Below are 13,085 nucleotides of genomic sequence, written 5' to 3' on the forward strand. Positions count from 1 at the left end.
ACGATCGCCAGCTGGCCGGATCCGATCCTTGGAAGGATGGACCAGTGATCATCGCGGTGTTCCCCGGGCAGGGCTCTCAGTCCCCCGGTTTCCTCACGCCCTGGCTCGAGCGGGACGGTGCCGCCGAGCGGCTCGCGGAGTACTCGGAGTGGGCCGGAGTCGATCTCGTCGCCGCCGGCACCGAGTGGGACGCCGACACGATCCGCGACACGAAGGTCGCCCAGCCGCTCATCGTCGCCGCGAGCCTGCTGTCGTGGAACGCGCTCGGATCCCGAGAGCACGTCGCGGGTGTCGCCGGCCACTCCGTGGGCGAGTTCGCTGCGGCCGTCGCGGCGGGCATCCTCACCGAAGAAGACGCGCTGCGCCTCGTCGGGCTGCGCGGCCGCGCGATGGCAGAGGCGGCAGCGGCTGCCGAGACGGGCATGAGCGCCGTGCTCGGCGGGGACGAGGCATCCGTCGTCTCCCGTCTCGAGGAGCTCGACCTCACACCCGCGAACTACAACGGCGGCGGGCAGATCGTCGCCGCCGGCGCGCTCGGGGCGCTGCAGCAGCTCGCCGCCGAGCCCGTGCAGGGCACGCGGGTCATCCCGCTGCAGGTGGCGGGCGCCTTCCACACGCGCTACATGGCCCCCGCCGTCGAGGCGCTGCGCGACGCCGCCGCGCAGGTCGCCACCGCCGCCCCGGCCGTGCGCATCTGGACGAACCGCGACGGTTCGGCTGTCGAGTCGGGCGCGGCCTACCGCGATCTGCTCGTCGAGCAGGTCGCCTCGCCCGTGCGCTGGGACCTCTGCATGGCGTCGTTCGCCGAGACCGGCGTCGCGGGCATCGTCGAGCTCAGCCCCGCCGGCACCCTCGTCGGTCTCGCCAAGCGCGCACTGCGCGGCGTCCCCGCCGTCGCGGTGAAGACTCCCGACGATCTGGCGTCGGCCGACGCCCTCCTGAACGGAGCACAGTCATGACGCGTTCGCTCATCCAGCCCACGGGGGCCGCGCACACCCGCATCTATTCGTACGGCGCGGCCCGCGGCGAGATCGCGGTGCCGAACGACGACCTCGTCGGCCCGATCGACTCGAGCGACGAGTGGATCCGCCAGCGCACCGGCATCATCACCCGCACGCGCGCCGTGAAAGAGACGACGGCGATCGATCTGGCGACGGATGCCGCGCGCGAGGCGATCGAGCGCTCCGGCGTCGCGGCATCCGACGTCGACGCCGTCATCGTCGCGACCATCAGCAACCCGAAGCAGTCCCCTTCGGTGTCGGCGATCGTCGCCGATCGCGTGGGAGCCAATCCTGCCGCGGCCTACGACGTCAACGCCGCGTGCGCGGGCTTCGCGTACGGCGTCGCGCAGGCCGACGCCCTCATCCGCGGCGGCCTCGCGACCTACGTCGTCGTCGTGGGCACCGAGAAGCTGAGCGACATCGTCGACCCCACCGACCGCAGCATCTCGTTCCTCCTCGGCGACGGCGCCGGCGCCGTCGTCATCGGGCCGAGCGACACGGCAGGAATCGGGCCGACGGTCTGGGGCTCCGACGGCTCCAAGGCCGACGCGGTCGGCATGAACCACACCCTCACGGAGTTCCGTGACGGCGAGGCGCCGTGGCCGACGCTGCGCCAGGAGGGCCCGACGGTCTTCCGCTGGGCGGTCTGGGAGATGGTGAAGGTCGCGCGCCAGGCCCTCGAGGCCTCGGGGATCGACGCATCCGACCTCGCCGCATTCGTCCCCCACCAGGCGAACATGCGCATCATCGACGAGTTCGCCAAGCAGCTGGGCCTCCCCGACACGGTCGTGATCGGTCGCGACATCGAGACGACGGGCAACACGTCGGCCGCCTCGATCCCGCTCGCGACGCACCGCCTGCTCGAGGAGCACCCCGAGCTCAGCGGCGGGCTCGCGCTTCAGATCGGGTTCGGCGCCGGACTCGTCTTCGGCGCTCAGGTCGTCCGCCTTCCGTGACGCCGAACCGCCCGACCCTAGACTGAACAGCGGTCCCGCTCAGGGTCCGCGAACCCCCGAGAAAACAGGAGAGACAATGGCATTCACCAACGACGAGGTCCTCGCCGGACTGGCGGAGCTCATCACCGACGAGACCGGCATCTCGGCCGACGAGGTCGCGCTCGACAAGTCGTTCACCGACGACCTCGACATCGACTCCATCTCGATGATGACGATCGTCGTCAACGCCGAGGAGAAGTTCGGCGTCACCATCCCCGACGACGAGGTCAAGAACCTCAAGACCGTCGGCGACGCCGTCACCTTCATCACGTCCAACCAGGCGTAAGAAGCCATCCGGTGGGGGCTTCGGCCCCCACCGGCTCAAGCGAGGGATCACCCAACCACATGAGCAACTCCCGCATCGTCGTCACCGGCATCGGCGCGTCGTCGCCCCTGGGCGGCACGGCTCCCGAGAGCTGGTCGGCGCTTCTGGCCGGTGAATCCGGTGCGCACACCCTGGAGAACGACTGGGCCGAGCGGTACAGCCTGCCGGTGACGTTCGCCGCCGAGGCGAAGGTGCGTCCCGACACGGTCCTCGAGCGGCCGGTCGCCAAGCGCCTCGATCCCTCGTCGCAGTTCGCCCTCGTCGCCGCCATGGAGGCGTGGGCCGACGCCGGAGCCCCCGAGGTCGACCCCGACCGACTGGGCGTCGACTTCGCGACCGGCATCGGCGGACTTCACACCCTGCTCGACGGATGGGACATCCTCCGCGAGAAGGGCCCGCGGCGGGTCCTGCCCATGACGGTGCCGATGCTCATGCCCAACGCGGCGGCCGGCAACCTCTCGCTCCACTTCAACGCACGCGCCTACGCCCGTACGGTCGCGAGCGCGTGCGCCTCGAGCACGGAGTCGATCGTCAACGCGGTCGAGCACCTGCGCTCGGGCCTGGCCGACGTCGTGATCGCGGGCGGCACCGAGTCGGTCATCCACCCCGTCACGATCGCCGCCTTCTCCTCGATGCAGGCGCTCTCGCGCCGCAACGACTCCCCCGAGACCGCCTCGCGCCCCGGCAGCATCGACCGCGACGGCTTCGTCATGGGCGAGGGCGCCGCCGTGCTGATCCTCGAGACCGAGGAGCACGCGAAGGCCCGCGGCGCCAAGATCTACGCGGCCGTCGTCGGCGGCGGAGTGACGGCCGACTCCTACCACATCACGGCGAACGACCCCGAGGGCACGGGTGCCGCGCGCGCGGTGCGCATGGCCCTCGAGATGGCGGGTGCCTCACCCGATGACGTGACCCACGTCAACGCCCACGCGACCTCGACGCCCGTCGGCGACCCGAACGAGTACGTCGCCCTCAAGACGGTGTTCGGCTCGCGCATCGACGACATCCCCGTCTCTGCGACGAAGGCCTCGACGGGGCACCTCCTCGGCGGCACCGGCGCGCTGGAGGCGATCTTCACGGTCCTCGCCATCCGCGACCGCGTCGCTCCGCCCACGATCAACATCACGACGCAGGACCCCGACGTGCCCTTCCGCATCTCCGGTGAGGTGCAGCCCCTCGGCGAGGGCCCGCAGCTCGCGATCAGCAACTCCTTCGGCTTCGGCGGACACAACGCCGTCGCGGCGTTCGCCTCGGTCTGAGCCGCACCGCGCACGCGAAGAGGCCCCCGGGAACCTGACGGTTCCGGGGGCCTCTCTCCTCTCAGGCGGCGATTCGCTTTCCCAGCCTCCGGGTTCAGCGGCCTCCGATCACCGGTAGTCGCGCCTCGTCCGCCTGACGTCTTCAGTTGTGGATTCCGGATGCCGCGACCCGCGGCGCCCGGTCAGCCGACCTTGTGCAGCCAGACGACGGGGGCGTCGTCGCTCGCGTGCCGGAACGGCTCGAGCTCGTCGTCCCATGCGGCGCCCAGGGCGACCTCGAGCTCGCGCTGCAGTTCGGCGAGGTCTCCCGCCGACACCTCCATCGCGTAGCGCACGCGGTCTTCGCCGATGACGACGTTGCCCGCGGTGTCGGTCTGCGCATAGTGGATGCCGAGACCCGGCGTGTGCATCCACCGTCCGCCGTCGCTGCGGGGGGTGGGGTCTTCGCTCACCTCGAAGCGCAGGTGCTCCCACCCGCGGATCGCCGTGGCGAGGGCCGCGCCGGTGCCCGCGGGGCCTTCCCAGTAGAACTCGGCGCGACGGCAGCCGGAGAGGACCGGCTGGTCGTCCCAGTCGAAGTTGACGGCCCGCCCGAGGGCACGACCGACCGCCCACTCGAGGTGGGGGCACAACGCGCGTGGCGCGGAGTGGATATAGATCACTCCACGCGCTTGTGGTGTCGCCATAGTGTCTCCGTTTCACCAGGTAGTTCTTCCCCAACGACCTGAACGGAACTGCGACTGCTCTTCTGTTGTGCTGGGGCCATTATCACCCACGGTCCGGCGTAATGACAAGCGTGTCATTCGTGTCGCCTGTAGGCTCGTTGCGCGCCCTCAGCGGCGCACGGGGCGGTGGCCAAGCTGGTCAAGGCAGCGGGCTCATAACCCGACGATCGTGGGTTCAAGTCCCACCCGCCCTACGGATGCGCGGCGGGCTTGTCCCGCCGCGCATCCGTGTGCGTGGGTGGCTGCGCGAATCCACCCGTGGGCGGGCCCGGTGCCGCCGGAGGCTCCGCGCCGCGAAGCGGCGTGTGGAGTGGCGGGAGGGACAAGTCCCACCCGCCCTACGCACTTCTCCACAGGTCGCTGTCAATCCCGCCGGCCCGAGCCTCGCTTCTTGCGAGGATGTTCGGGCGACGAAGGGAACCGGACTTGGCAGAGCGATCGATCGCGCGGACGGCACGCGACTATTTCGGCTGGGAGCACCTGCGCGACGGGCAGGAGGAGGCCGTCTCGGCGCTGGTCGACGGCCGCGATGTCATCACCGTCCTGCCGACGGGCGCCGGCAAATCGGCCGTCTACCAGCTGGCCGGAGCGATCCGCGACGGCGTCACGGTCGTCGTCTCGCCCCTCATCGCGCTGCAGCGGGATCAGCTGGCCAAGCTCGACGAGACACCGCGTGCGCCGCGCGGGGTCGCGATCAACTCGTCGCTCAGCGACCGCGCGGTCGAGGACGCATGGGCGGCGCTGGCCGACGGCGCGGCGGAGTTCGTCTTCGTCGCCCCCGAGCAGCTGGCGAAGGATGACGTGGTCGAGCGCCTGCGGCAGCTCCACGTGGGCCTCCTCGCCGTCGACGAGGCGCACTGCGTCGCGAGCTGGGGCCACGACTTCCGCCCCGACTACCTGCGGCTCGGCGATGTGCGCGCGCGACTGGGAGACCCGGTCACTGTCGCGCTGACGGCCACGGCGGCCGAGCCCGTCCGGGCGGAGATCATCGCCCGTCTCCGTCTCACCGACCCCGTTCTGGTCGTGCGCGGCGTCGACCGGCCGGGCATCGAGCTGCGGGTGCACCGATCGACGTCGGACGACGACAAGCGCGACGCCGTCATCGAGGAGGTCCTCGCCCTCCCCCTCCCGGGCCTGGTCTACACGGCGACGCGTCGTGAGGCCGAGCAGTATGCCGAGACGCTTCGCGAGCGCGGACTGCGCGCCGCCGCCTATCACGCCGGGCTGGTTGCCCGCGAGCGGTCCGGGGTGCAGGACGCCTTCCTCGACGACGGCCTCGATGTCGTCGTGGCGACCAACGCCTTCGGGATGGGGATCGACAAGCCGAACGTGCGTTTCGTCGTCCACGCCTCCGTGCCGGAGTCTCTCGACGCCTACTACCAGGAGCTCGGCCGCGCCGGCCGCGACGGCGAGGCCGCCTCCGCGGTGCTGTTCTACCGGTCCGAAGACCTGGGCCTGCGGAAGTACTTCGTCGCACGCGGTGTCGACAGGGCGCGGGCCGCCGCGGCCTACGCGGCGATCGAGGCATCCGCTTCTCCCCTGCGGCCGAAGGATCTCGCCGAACAGCTCGACGTGTCGGCGCGCACCGCGACGGGCCTGCTGAACCTGCTCGCCGAAGGAGGGGCGGTCTCGCTCACCCGCCAGGGTGCGAGGACGCGCCGTGGACTGACGCCCGACCAGGCCGCCGACGCCGCCGAGGATGCCTCGGAGCGGCGTGAGCGGATCGAGGAATCGCGCCTGGAGGTCATGCGCCGCTACGCCGAGACGCGCGACTGCCGCCGACGGGTGCTCCTCGGGTACTTCGGCGAGGAGCTCGCCGAGCCGTGCGGGCACTGCGACACGTGCCGCGCGGGCACGGCCAAGACCGACACGGTCGACGAGTCCGCGACGCCCTATCCGGCGGGGGCCGACGTCGAGCACGTCGAGTGGGGGCACGGAAGCGTCGTGGATGTCGAGAGCGACCGGATCACGGTCTTCTTCGACGATCAGGGCTACAAGGTGCTGGGGCTCGAAGCCGTCGAGGAGCACGGCCTGCTCACCCGGGTGTAGCGGCTGTCGCCGCTCAGTGATCGCCTTCGGGGCCCGGCGTCGGTGGCGGCGTGCTGCCCCGCTGGATGGGCAGTTCCTGGCTGTCGAAGAGCACCTGAGGGTGGAAGCGGGCGAGGGTGATCACGCCGAAGACCGCGATGATGCCCGCGATGCCGAAGCCGACGAACGCCCACGGCGGGGCGTTGGCCGCCTCCTGCAGGACGGTGAGGCCGATGAGCACCGCGACGATCGGGTCGACGACGGTGAGGCCCGCGATGACGAGGTCGGGCGGTCCGACGGCGTAGGCCGTCTGCACGAAGTACGCGCCGATCGCCACGGCGGCGAGAAGTGCGACGATGCACAGGATCGTGAGCCAGTCGAAGTCGTTGGCCTTGATGCGCTCTATGACGACCTTCGCGAGTGTCGCGACGAAGCCGTAGATCATGCCCGAGGCGACGATGTAGAACAGCGCCTGGCCGCGCTTGCGCAGCCACAGCCACAGCCCGCCGAGCGCGAGGAGGACGATCCCGAGGAGCGAGAGGATGACGATCGTCTCGCGCGGAGTGACGGGGTTCTCGGTCGCGAAGAACGCCGCGATCGTGACGAAGATGAAGATGCCGCCGACGCACGCGATGATCGCCATGACGGAGCGCCCCGTGGGTTTGATCCCCGTCACCCGCGAGTTCAGCAGCGTCGTGATGACCAGCGAGATGGCGCCGATCGGCTGGACGATGATGAGGGGCGCGAAGGCGAGAGCGCTCAGCTGACAGATGATCGCGAGGCCCAGCATCCCGGTGCCCGCGACCCACGAGGGCCGCTTGAGGAGGCTCAGAAGCTGGCGGCCGCTCAGCCCCGCCTTGCCGGACGAGCCGCTCAGCCGCTCGACCTTCGTGACCCCGCGGTGCTGGTACTGCGCGCCGAACGACATGAAGACCGCGCCCAGGAGCGCCAGCGGGATGCCGATCAGGATGGCCGGATCGCGGAAGAAACCGATGAGGTCGTCGGTCACCTCATCGAGAGTCATCGCCGCCCACACCACCCTCCGACACTAACCGCACCCATGCCTCGATAGGCTCAAGGCGTGGCCGTTCTCCCGATTCGCATCATGGGCGATCCCGTTCTGCACGCACCGGCTTCGACCGTCGAGCAGATCACCGACGACATCCGCACGCTCGTGGCGGACATGTTCGAGACGATGGATGCCGCGCCCGGCGTGGGCCTGGCGGCACCGCAGGTCGGGGTTCCGCTGCGGATCTACACGTACTCCTACCCCGACGACGAGGGCGAGCCGTGGCGCGGGGTCATCATCAACCCCGAGCTGTGGATGCGCCCCCTCGTGCCGGGCGAACCCGACCCCGACGACGAGTCGGAAGGCTGCCTCTCGTTCCCCGGCGAGCGGTTCCCGCTCCGCCGATCCGAGCAGGTGCTCGTCACGGGCATCGATCTGGAGGGGCTGCCCGTCCGCATCGAGGTCGACGGCTGGCGCGCCCGCATCATGCAGCACGAGTTCGATCACCTCGACGGCATCCTCTACATCGACCGTCTTGACGACAGCGACTGGAAGACGACGCAGAAGATCGCCCGCAAGCGCGGCTGGGGGCGCCCCGGCGCGTCCTGGACGCCGGGCGTCGACGACATCGAGGCCTGAGCCCGGGCGATGCCCGGTTGCCGATGCAGATTTCCTCGGCACTACTGCATTCTCCGATTGCCGTAGGGGCTCGGTGACGTCGCGCCGATAGGCTCCTGCACGTCCAGGCCCGACGCCGCGGTCGCGTGCCATGCCCATCTCGCATGCCATCGGAAGGAGTGTCGTGGGCGACCGTCCCGTCCCGGACACCTCGTCGCGCCTCGTCGGTCCCGCGTGGTTCCGGAAGGCGCTCGCGGTGCTGCTGCTCACCGCGGCCTCGCTCGCGATCGCGGCGCCCGCGTCTGCGGCCTCACCGTCTCCGCTTCCCTCGCCGAGCGCAACGGCGTCGGAGGCCGCCGCCGATCTCCCCCCGCCTCGGAGCGCGTCGCTGTCACCCGAGTCGGGCGCGTACTTCGGCGCGACGCTCGACTGGAGCATCGACACGACCGCGCTCGAGTCCGACCGGCTCGGGCTGGTTCCGGCCGTCCACGAGCACACGACGCGGATGCCGGTGAGTGACATCGAGAAGCGCTACCTCGGGGAGTTCTTCCGCCAGACCGACGCCTCCGGCGCCCTCGCCGTCGTCACACTGCAGCCCTCCGGCGACCTCGCCGGCTTCGACCGGGCCGCCGCCGAGCAGGTCGTCGCCGCACTCGCGCAGAGCCGGGGGGATCGAGGCATCCCGTTCTACGTCCGGTTCGCGCCCGACATGAACGCGAGCTGGGTCTCGTGGGGCCAACGGCCGGAGGAGTACGTCGCGGCATACCGCGTCTTCGCCGCGGCGCTGCGCGACGCTCTCCCGGACGCCGCGCTCGTGTGGTCGCCGGTCGCGGGCGACACGTACCCGTTCCGCGATCCGCGACCCACCGCCGACCCCGCCCTCGATACCGACGGCGACGGCCGCCTCGCCTTCGGCGACGATCCGTACGGGCCGTACTACCCCGGCGACGCGGTCGTCGACTGGGTGGGGCTCGCCGTGTATCACGACGACAGCGGCGGCGGCGCGCCCACGAACACCCTCCCGCGCGCAGGGGCACTCGAGGCCGACCTGTCCGGACCGGGCGATCTCGACTTCTACGGCCGGTTCGCCGCGGCGACGGACACCCCGATGATGCTCGAGACGGCGGCGCTGTACGCCCCCGCGAGCGGCGGGGACGGCGCTCTCGCGATCAAGCGCGAGTGGTGGCGCCAGATGATGGATGCCGTCGCGGACGACTCCCACCCTCTCATCGACGTCGCTCTGTGGCGCGACTCCTCGTCGCGACGAGTCGTCGTCGGCGAAGTCGTGCTCGACTGGAGCATCTCGGGCTCCCCGTCAACGGCTGCCGCCTTCCGTGCCGACGCGAAGACGAGCGCACTCGTGTTCGGGCCCGTGTATCAGCCGTCCGGCGTGACACCGGGTGCCGCGGCGGGCGGCCTGACCCTCTCCGGCGCCGCGGCGTGGGCTGTCGTCATCGTCGTGCTCGCCGCCACCGCCGGACTCGTCGTGTGGGGACTGGGCAGGGGGCGCGGCGCGCGGCTCTCCTACTCCGGACCGCCCAACCGCGACCTCCGGATCGATCTGCTGCGGGGCCTTGCGATCGTCTTCGTCGTCGTCAACCACCTCGCCCTCACCTCGCTCCTCCAGAACGCGACGCAGGAGGCGATCGGCGTCGTCTCGGGCGCCGAGCTGTTCGTCCTGCTCTCGGGGGCGGTGCTCGGGATGGTCTACCGGCCGAAGCTCGTCGCAGGCGGCATCGGCGAGGTCACCATCCGCACGACACGCCGCGCGTGGAAGCTGTACGTCACCGCGCTCGTCGTGGTGCTGATCGTCGGCGCCGTCAGCCTCATCCCGCTCGTGAACGCGCTGCCCGTCACGACCTTCGTCGACCAGGGAACCGGCGGTGCCGGCAGTGACGCCACGGGCCGCGTGTACGAGCTCTACACGAACTTTGACACGGTGCTCGGCTACCCCGTCGACCCCTCCATCGTGGTCGACCTCGCGCTCCTGCGACTCGGGCCGTGGCAGGTCAACGTCCTGGGGCTCTACGTCATCATGCTCGCGCTCTCGCCGCTGATCCTCTGGGCGCTCTCGCGCCGGCGGTGGGCTCTCGTGCTGGCCGTGAGCTGGGGCGTGTACGTGCTGGAGCGGTTCGTGTCGACGCGCCTGCTGCCTTCGCAGTTCGAGGACTCGTTCCCGCTTCTCACGTGGCAGGTCCTGTTCGTCACGGGGACCGTCGCCGGGTTCCACCGCCGCGAGATCCTGCAGTGGTTCTCGACGCGGTTCGGCTCGGTCGTCCTGGGCGTCTGCGTCATCGCCACAGCCGTGCTCGCGCTCTTCTCCTGGAACAACCCGTACCTTTCGAGCTCGTACGACGTGCGGCTCGGGATCATCCCCGCCAACGACTTCGCGGCGCTGTACTCCACCCTGTTCGAGCGCACGACCCTCGATCCGGGGCGGCTCGTCAACGTGTTCCTCGTCACGATCACGGCGTACGCGCTCCTCAGCGTCCTGTGGCAGCCCGTCAACAAGGTGCTGGGCTGGTTCCTCCTGCCGCTCGGCCAGGCCACGCTGTACGTCTTCGTCATGCACGTGTTCTTCGTGCTGCTGATCGCCAACGTGCCCGGTCTCAACGAAGGGAACGTGCTCATCGACACGCTCGCCTACGTCGTCGTCCTCGCCATCCTGTGGATCATGGTGAAGACCCGGTTCCTCTTCTCGGTGGTCCCGCGATGAGCCGGCGACGGGGCTCTGACGGCGACACCCGCAGCACGCTGGCTTCGCCCGGGCGGATGCTGCTGCTCCGCGTGATCGTCGTGCTCACGCTCGTGCTCGGCGTCAACTACGTCGCGTGGCGGTGGCTGGACTCCCTGAACTGGAGCGCGTGGTGGATCGCCGTGCCGCTCGTGGTGGCCGAGACCTACAGCCTCATCGATGTCGGGCTCTTCGGCATGACGATGTGGCGTGCCCGGGGCCGTCCGGCTCCCCCGCCGCCCGATCCGGCGGCGACCGTCGACGTCTTCATCACGACGTACAACGAGCCCGTCGAGCTGGTCATGACGACCGCGATCGCCGCCGAGGCGGTCAGGTTCCGGCACCGCACGTGGATCCTCGACGACGGCGACCGCCCCGAGATGCGGCAGGCCGCCGCCGAGGCGGGGATCGGGTACATCACGCGATCGGATGCCTGGACCAAGGACGTGCCGCGGCACGCGAAGGCGGGCAACCTCAACAACGCCCTGGAGCAGACGACCGGGGAGTTCGTGCTGATCCTGGATGCCGATCAGATCCCCCGTCCGGAGATCCTCGAGCACACGCTGGGGTACTTCCGCGACGAGGAGGTCGCGCTCGTCCAGACGCCCCAGGTCTTCTCGAACGTCGCGACGGGCGACCCCCTCGGGAGCCAGGCGCCGCTGTTCTACGGTCCGATCCAGCAGGGCAAGGACGGGTGGAACGCCGCGTTCTTCTGCGGCTCGAACGCGGTGCTCCGTCGCGAGGCGCTCATGCAGCTCGGCATCGTCGGATACGTCCGCGACCTCGACAAGAGGCTCGCCAGCGCGTTGCGTGCTGCGGCGCGCGCCGTGTCGAAGTCGATGTCGCACCCCGCGGCGCGAGACGCCGCCGTGCGCGCCGCCCTCGACGACGTCGCGGCCGCCATCTCGCAGGCACGCACCGAGCTCTCGGCGGGCGAGTCGGTCGCCGCCATCATCTACGACCTGCACCGGCGCGTCGACGCGGCGAGCTTCTCGCTCGTGGCGTCCGACGTCGCGGGGATCGAGGACGATCTCGCGGAGATCCGGGAGCTTGCGCGGCTGCGCGGCGGCGATCAGAGCGATGCGGCCCAGCTCGAGGTCGAAGACATCGTCACGGCGCTGTCGGGCAAGCAGCTCTCGCCGCTCAATGCGCTGGAGTCGGTGCAGGCCGTTCTCCAGACGATCGCCGTCGACCGGCCGGGCGAGGCTCAGCCGGTCATGCCGCTGGCCACGATCTCGGTCACCGAGGACATGGCGACCTGCATGCGGCTGCATGGCCTGGGATGGAAGAGCGTCTATCACCACGAGCTCCTCGCCGACGGCCTCGCGCCCGAGGACCTCGGGACGATGCTCACGCAGCGACTGCGGTGGGCGCAGGGCACGATGCAGGTCTTCCTGCGCGAGAACCCGCTCGTGCAGAGGGCGCTCTCGCTCCCCCAGCGGCTGATGTACTTCGCGACGATGTGGAGCTACCTGAGCGGGTTCGCGTCGGTTGTCTACATCGCCGCGCCGATCATCTTCCTCGTGCTCGGCATCCTTCCCGTCGCGACGAACGCGTTCGACTTCTTCGTCCGCTTCATCCCGTTCATGCTCGTCAACCAGGTGCTCTTCGCGGTCGCCGCGAGAGGCACGCCGACGTGGCGGGGCCAGCAGTACAGCCTCGCGCTGTTCCCCGTGTGGATCAAAGCGTGCACGACGGCGTTCGAGAACGTCGTGCTGCGGATCCCGCTCGGCTTCGCGGTGACGCCCAAGACCCGGCCGCAGACGACCGGGCCGCAGTGGCATCTCATCCGCACGCAGCTGATCGTGATGGGCCTCCTCGTCATCGCGACCGTGATCGGCGTGGTGCACCTGATCTTCAACGGGGCGGATCCGGTGGGGACGATCGTGAACATCGGGTGGGCGGTGTTCGACCTCGTCATCCTGAGCGTGCTCTTCCAGGCCGTCGGCTATCGCGGCTTCGAACCCGATCCCGACGAGGAGAAGGAGGCGGTCGATGCCGTTCGAGGTTGAGGAGCTCACCGGCGACGTGTCGCTGATCCGCGCGGCGGGACGACTCGACATGGTCAGTGCCCCCGGCTTGCGTTCGATCGTCGCCGACGCCCTCGCGGCCGGCCGCACGCGTCTCGTCGTCGACCTGTCCGACGTCGCGTTCATGGACTCGTCGGGACTCGGGGCGCTCGTCGGCTGTCTCAAGGCCGCCCGGCACGCCGAGGGCGATCTGCGGCTCGCGCGACCGTCGGCCCAGGTGGTGTCGGTGCTGCGGCTCACCAACCTCGACCGCGTCCTGGCGATCGTCGGCGCGCCGGAAGCCGCCTACGAGTGCTGACCGTCCGCGAATGCGGGCGGTTGCCGGGCTCGGCGACCGGCCCGGGACTTCGCGGATGCACGG

At 70.4% G+C, this 13,085-nt stretch carries 11 protein-coding genes and 1 tRNA gene; 10 read left to right on the top strand and 2 right to left on the bottom strand.

The window, feature by feature from the left end; translation table 11 throughout:
• Positions 1 to 44: 44 nt before the first annotated feature.
• From ACSBPH_RS00775 to ACSBPH_RS00790, 4 genes are all read left to right on the top strand, one after another.
• Positions 45 to 959, top strand: coding sequence for an ACP S-malonyltransferase (locus ACSBPH_RS00775; protein WP_442575725.1), 915 nt, complete (start codon positions 45 to 47; stop codon positions 957 to 959).
• Positions 956 to 1,957, top strand: a complete 1,002-nt coding sequence (locus ACSBPH_RS00780) for a beta-ketoacyl-ACP synthase III (RefSeq protein ID WP_442575726.1) — start codon at positions 956 to 958, stop codon at positions 1,955 to 1,957. Before ACSBPH_RS00775 ends, ACSBPH_RS00780 begins: the two co-directional genes overlap by 4 nt.
• Before the next feature lie 76 nt (positions 1,958 to 2,033).
• Positions 2,034 to 2,282: an acyl carrier protein gene (locus ACSBPH_RS00785; RefSeq protein WP_133543715.1), complete on the top strand. Its 249-nt coding sequence runs from the start codon at positions 2,034 to 2,036 to the stop codon at positions 2,280 to 2,282.
• Between the two features lie 59 nt (positions 2,283 to 2,341).
• Positions 2,342 to 3,580, top strand: coding sequence for a beta-ketoacyl-[acyl-carrier-protein] synthase family protein (locus tag ACSBPH_RS00790; protein ID WP_442575727.1), 1,239 nt, complete (start codon positions 2,342 to 2,344; stop codon positions 3,578 to 3,580).
• Between the two features lie 182 nt (positions 3,581 to 3,762).
• Here ACSBPH_RS00790 and ACSBPH_RS00795 read toward each other — a convergent pair whose 3' ends face one another.
• Complete coding sequence (locus tag ACSBPH_RS00795) at positions 3,763 to 4,266, bottom strand: DUF3145 domain-containing protein (RefSeq protein WP_442575728.1); 504 nt, start codon at positions 4,264 to 4,266, stop codon at positions 3,763 to 3,765.
• Between the two features lie 159 nt (positions 4,267 to 4,425).
• Here ACSBPH_RS00795 and ACSBPH_RS00800 point away from each other — a divergent pair.
• Both ACSBPH_RS00800 and ACSBPH_RS00805 read left to right on the top strand, forming a co-directional pair.
• Positions 4,426 to 4,499: transfer RNA gene (locus ACSBPH_RS00800), tRNA-Ile, on the top strand.
• Positions 4,500 to 4,731: 232 nt separating this feature from the next.
• Positions 4,732 to 6,354, top strand: coding sequence for a RecQ family ATP-dependent DNA helicase (locus ACSBPH_RS00805; protein ID WP_442575729.1), 1,623 nt, complete (start codon positions 4,732 to 4,734; stop codon positions 6,352 to 6,354).
• Positions 6,355 to 6,367: 13 nt separating this feature from the next.
• Here ACSBPH_RS00805 and ACSBPH_RS00810 read toward each other — a convergent pair whose 3' ends face one another.
• On the bottom strand, positions 6,368 to 7,357 hold the full coding sequence (locus tag ACSBPH_RS00810; protein WP_442577219.1) for a DMT family transporter: 990 nt from the start codon (positions 7,355 to 7,357) through the stop codon (positions 6,368 to 6,370).
• Between the two features lie 57 nt (positions 7,358 to 7,414).
• On the opposite strand from ACSBPH_RS00810, the gene def reads away from it, so the two are divergent.
• From def to ACSBPH_RS00830, 4 genes are all read left to right on the top strand, one after another.
• The gene (gene def, locus ACSBPH_RS00815; RefSeq protein WP_442575730.1) at positions 7,415 to 7,981 is read left to right on the top strand and encodes a peptide deformylase; all 567 of its coding nucleotides are present in this window, start codon (positions 7,415 to 7,417) and stop codon (positions 7,979 to 7,981) included.
• 163 nt (positions 7,982 to 8,144) lie between these two features.
• A complete protein-coding gene (opgC, locus tag ACSBPH_RS00820; protein ID WP_442575731.1) occupies positions 8,145 to 10,676 on the top strand; it encodes an OpgC domain-containing protein in 2,532 nt (843 codons plus the stop codon).
• Positions 10,677 to 10,732: 56 nt separating this feature from the next.
• Complete coding sequence (locus ACSBPH_RS00825) at positions 10,733 to 12,706, top strand: glycosyltransferase (RefSeq protein ID WP_442577220.1); 1,974 nt, start codon at positions 10,733 to 10,735, stop codon at positions 12,704 to 12,706.
• A complete protein-coding gene (locus ACSBPH_RS00830) occupies positions 12,690 to 13,022 on the top strand; it encodes an STAS domain-containing protein (RefSeq protein WP_442575732.1) in 333 nt (110 codons plus the stop codon). Before ACSBPH_RS00825 ends, ACSBPH_RS00830 begins: the two co-directional genes overlap by 17 nt.
• Positions 13,023 to 13,085 lie beyond the last annotated feature (63 nt).

It is taken from the genome of Microbacterium sp. F51-2R, assembly GCF_052180235.1.
Lineage (GTDB): Bacteria > Actinomycetota > Actinomycetes > Actinomycetales > Microbacteriaceae > Microbacterium.

Bases quoted from the DNA above. Each gene is read 5' to 3' on its own strand.
- ACSBPH_RS00790 (WP_442575727.1), top strand. From the start codon at position 2,342: ATGAGCAACTCCCGCATCGTCGTCACCGGCATCGGCGCGTCGTCGCCC.
- ACSBPH_RS00830 (WP_442575732.1), top strand. From the start codon at position 12,690: ATGCCGTTCGAGGTTGAGGAGCTCACCGGCGACGTGTCGCTGATCCGC.
- ACSBPH_RS00795 (WP_442575728.1), bottom strand. From the start codon at position 4,266: ATGGCGACACCACAAGCGCGTGGAGTGATCTATATCCACTCCGCGCCA.
- ACSBPH_RS00825 (WP_442577220.1), top strand. From the start codon at position 10,733: ATGCTGCTGCTCCGCGTGATCGTCGTGCTCACGCTCGTGCTCGGCGTC.
- ACSBPH_RS00785 (WP_133543715.1), top strand. From the start codon at position 2,034: ATGGCATTCACCAACGACGAGGTCCTCGCCGGACTGGCGGAGCTCATC.
- ACSBPH_RS00810 (WP_442577219.1), bottom strand. From the start codon at position 7,357: ATGACTCTCGATGAGGTGACCGACGACCTCATCGGTTTCTTCCGCGAT.
- ACSBPH_RS00780 (WP_442575726.1), top strand. From the start codon at position 956: ATGACGCGTTCGCTCATCCAGCCCACGGGGGCCGCGCACACCCGCATC.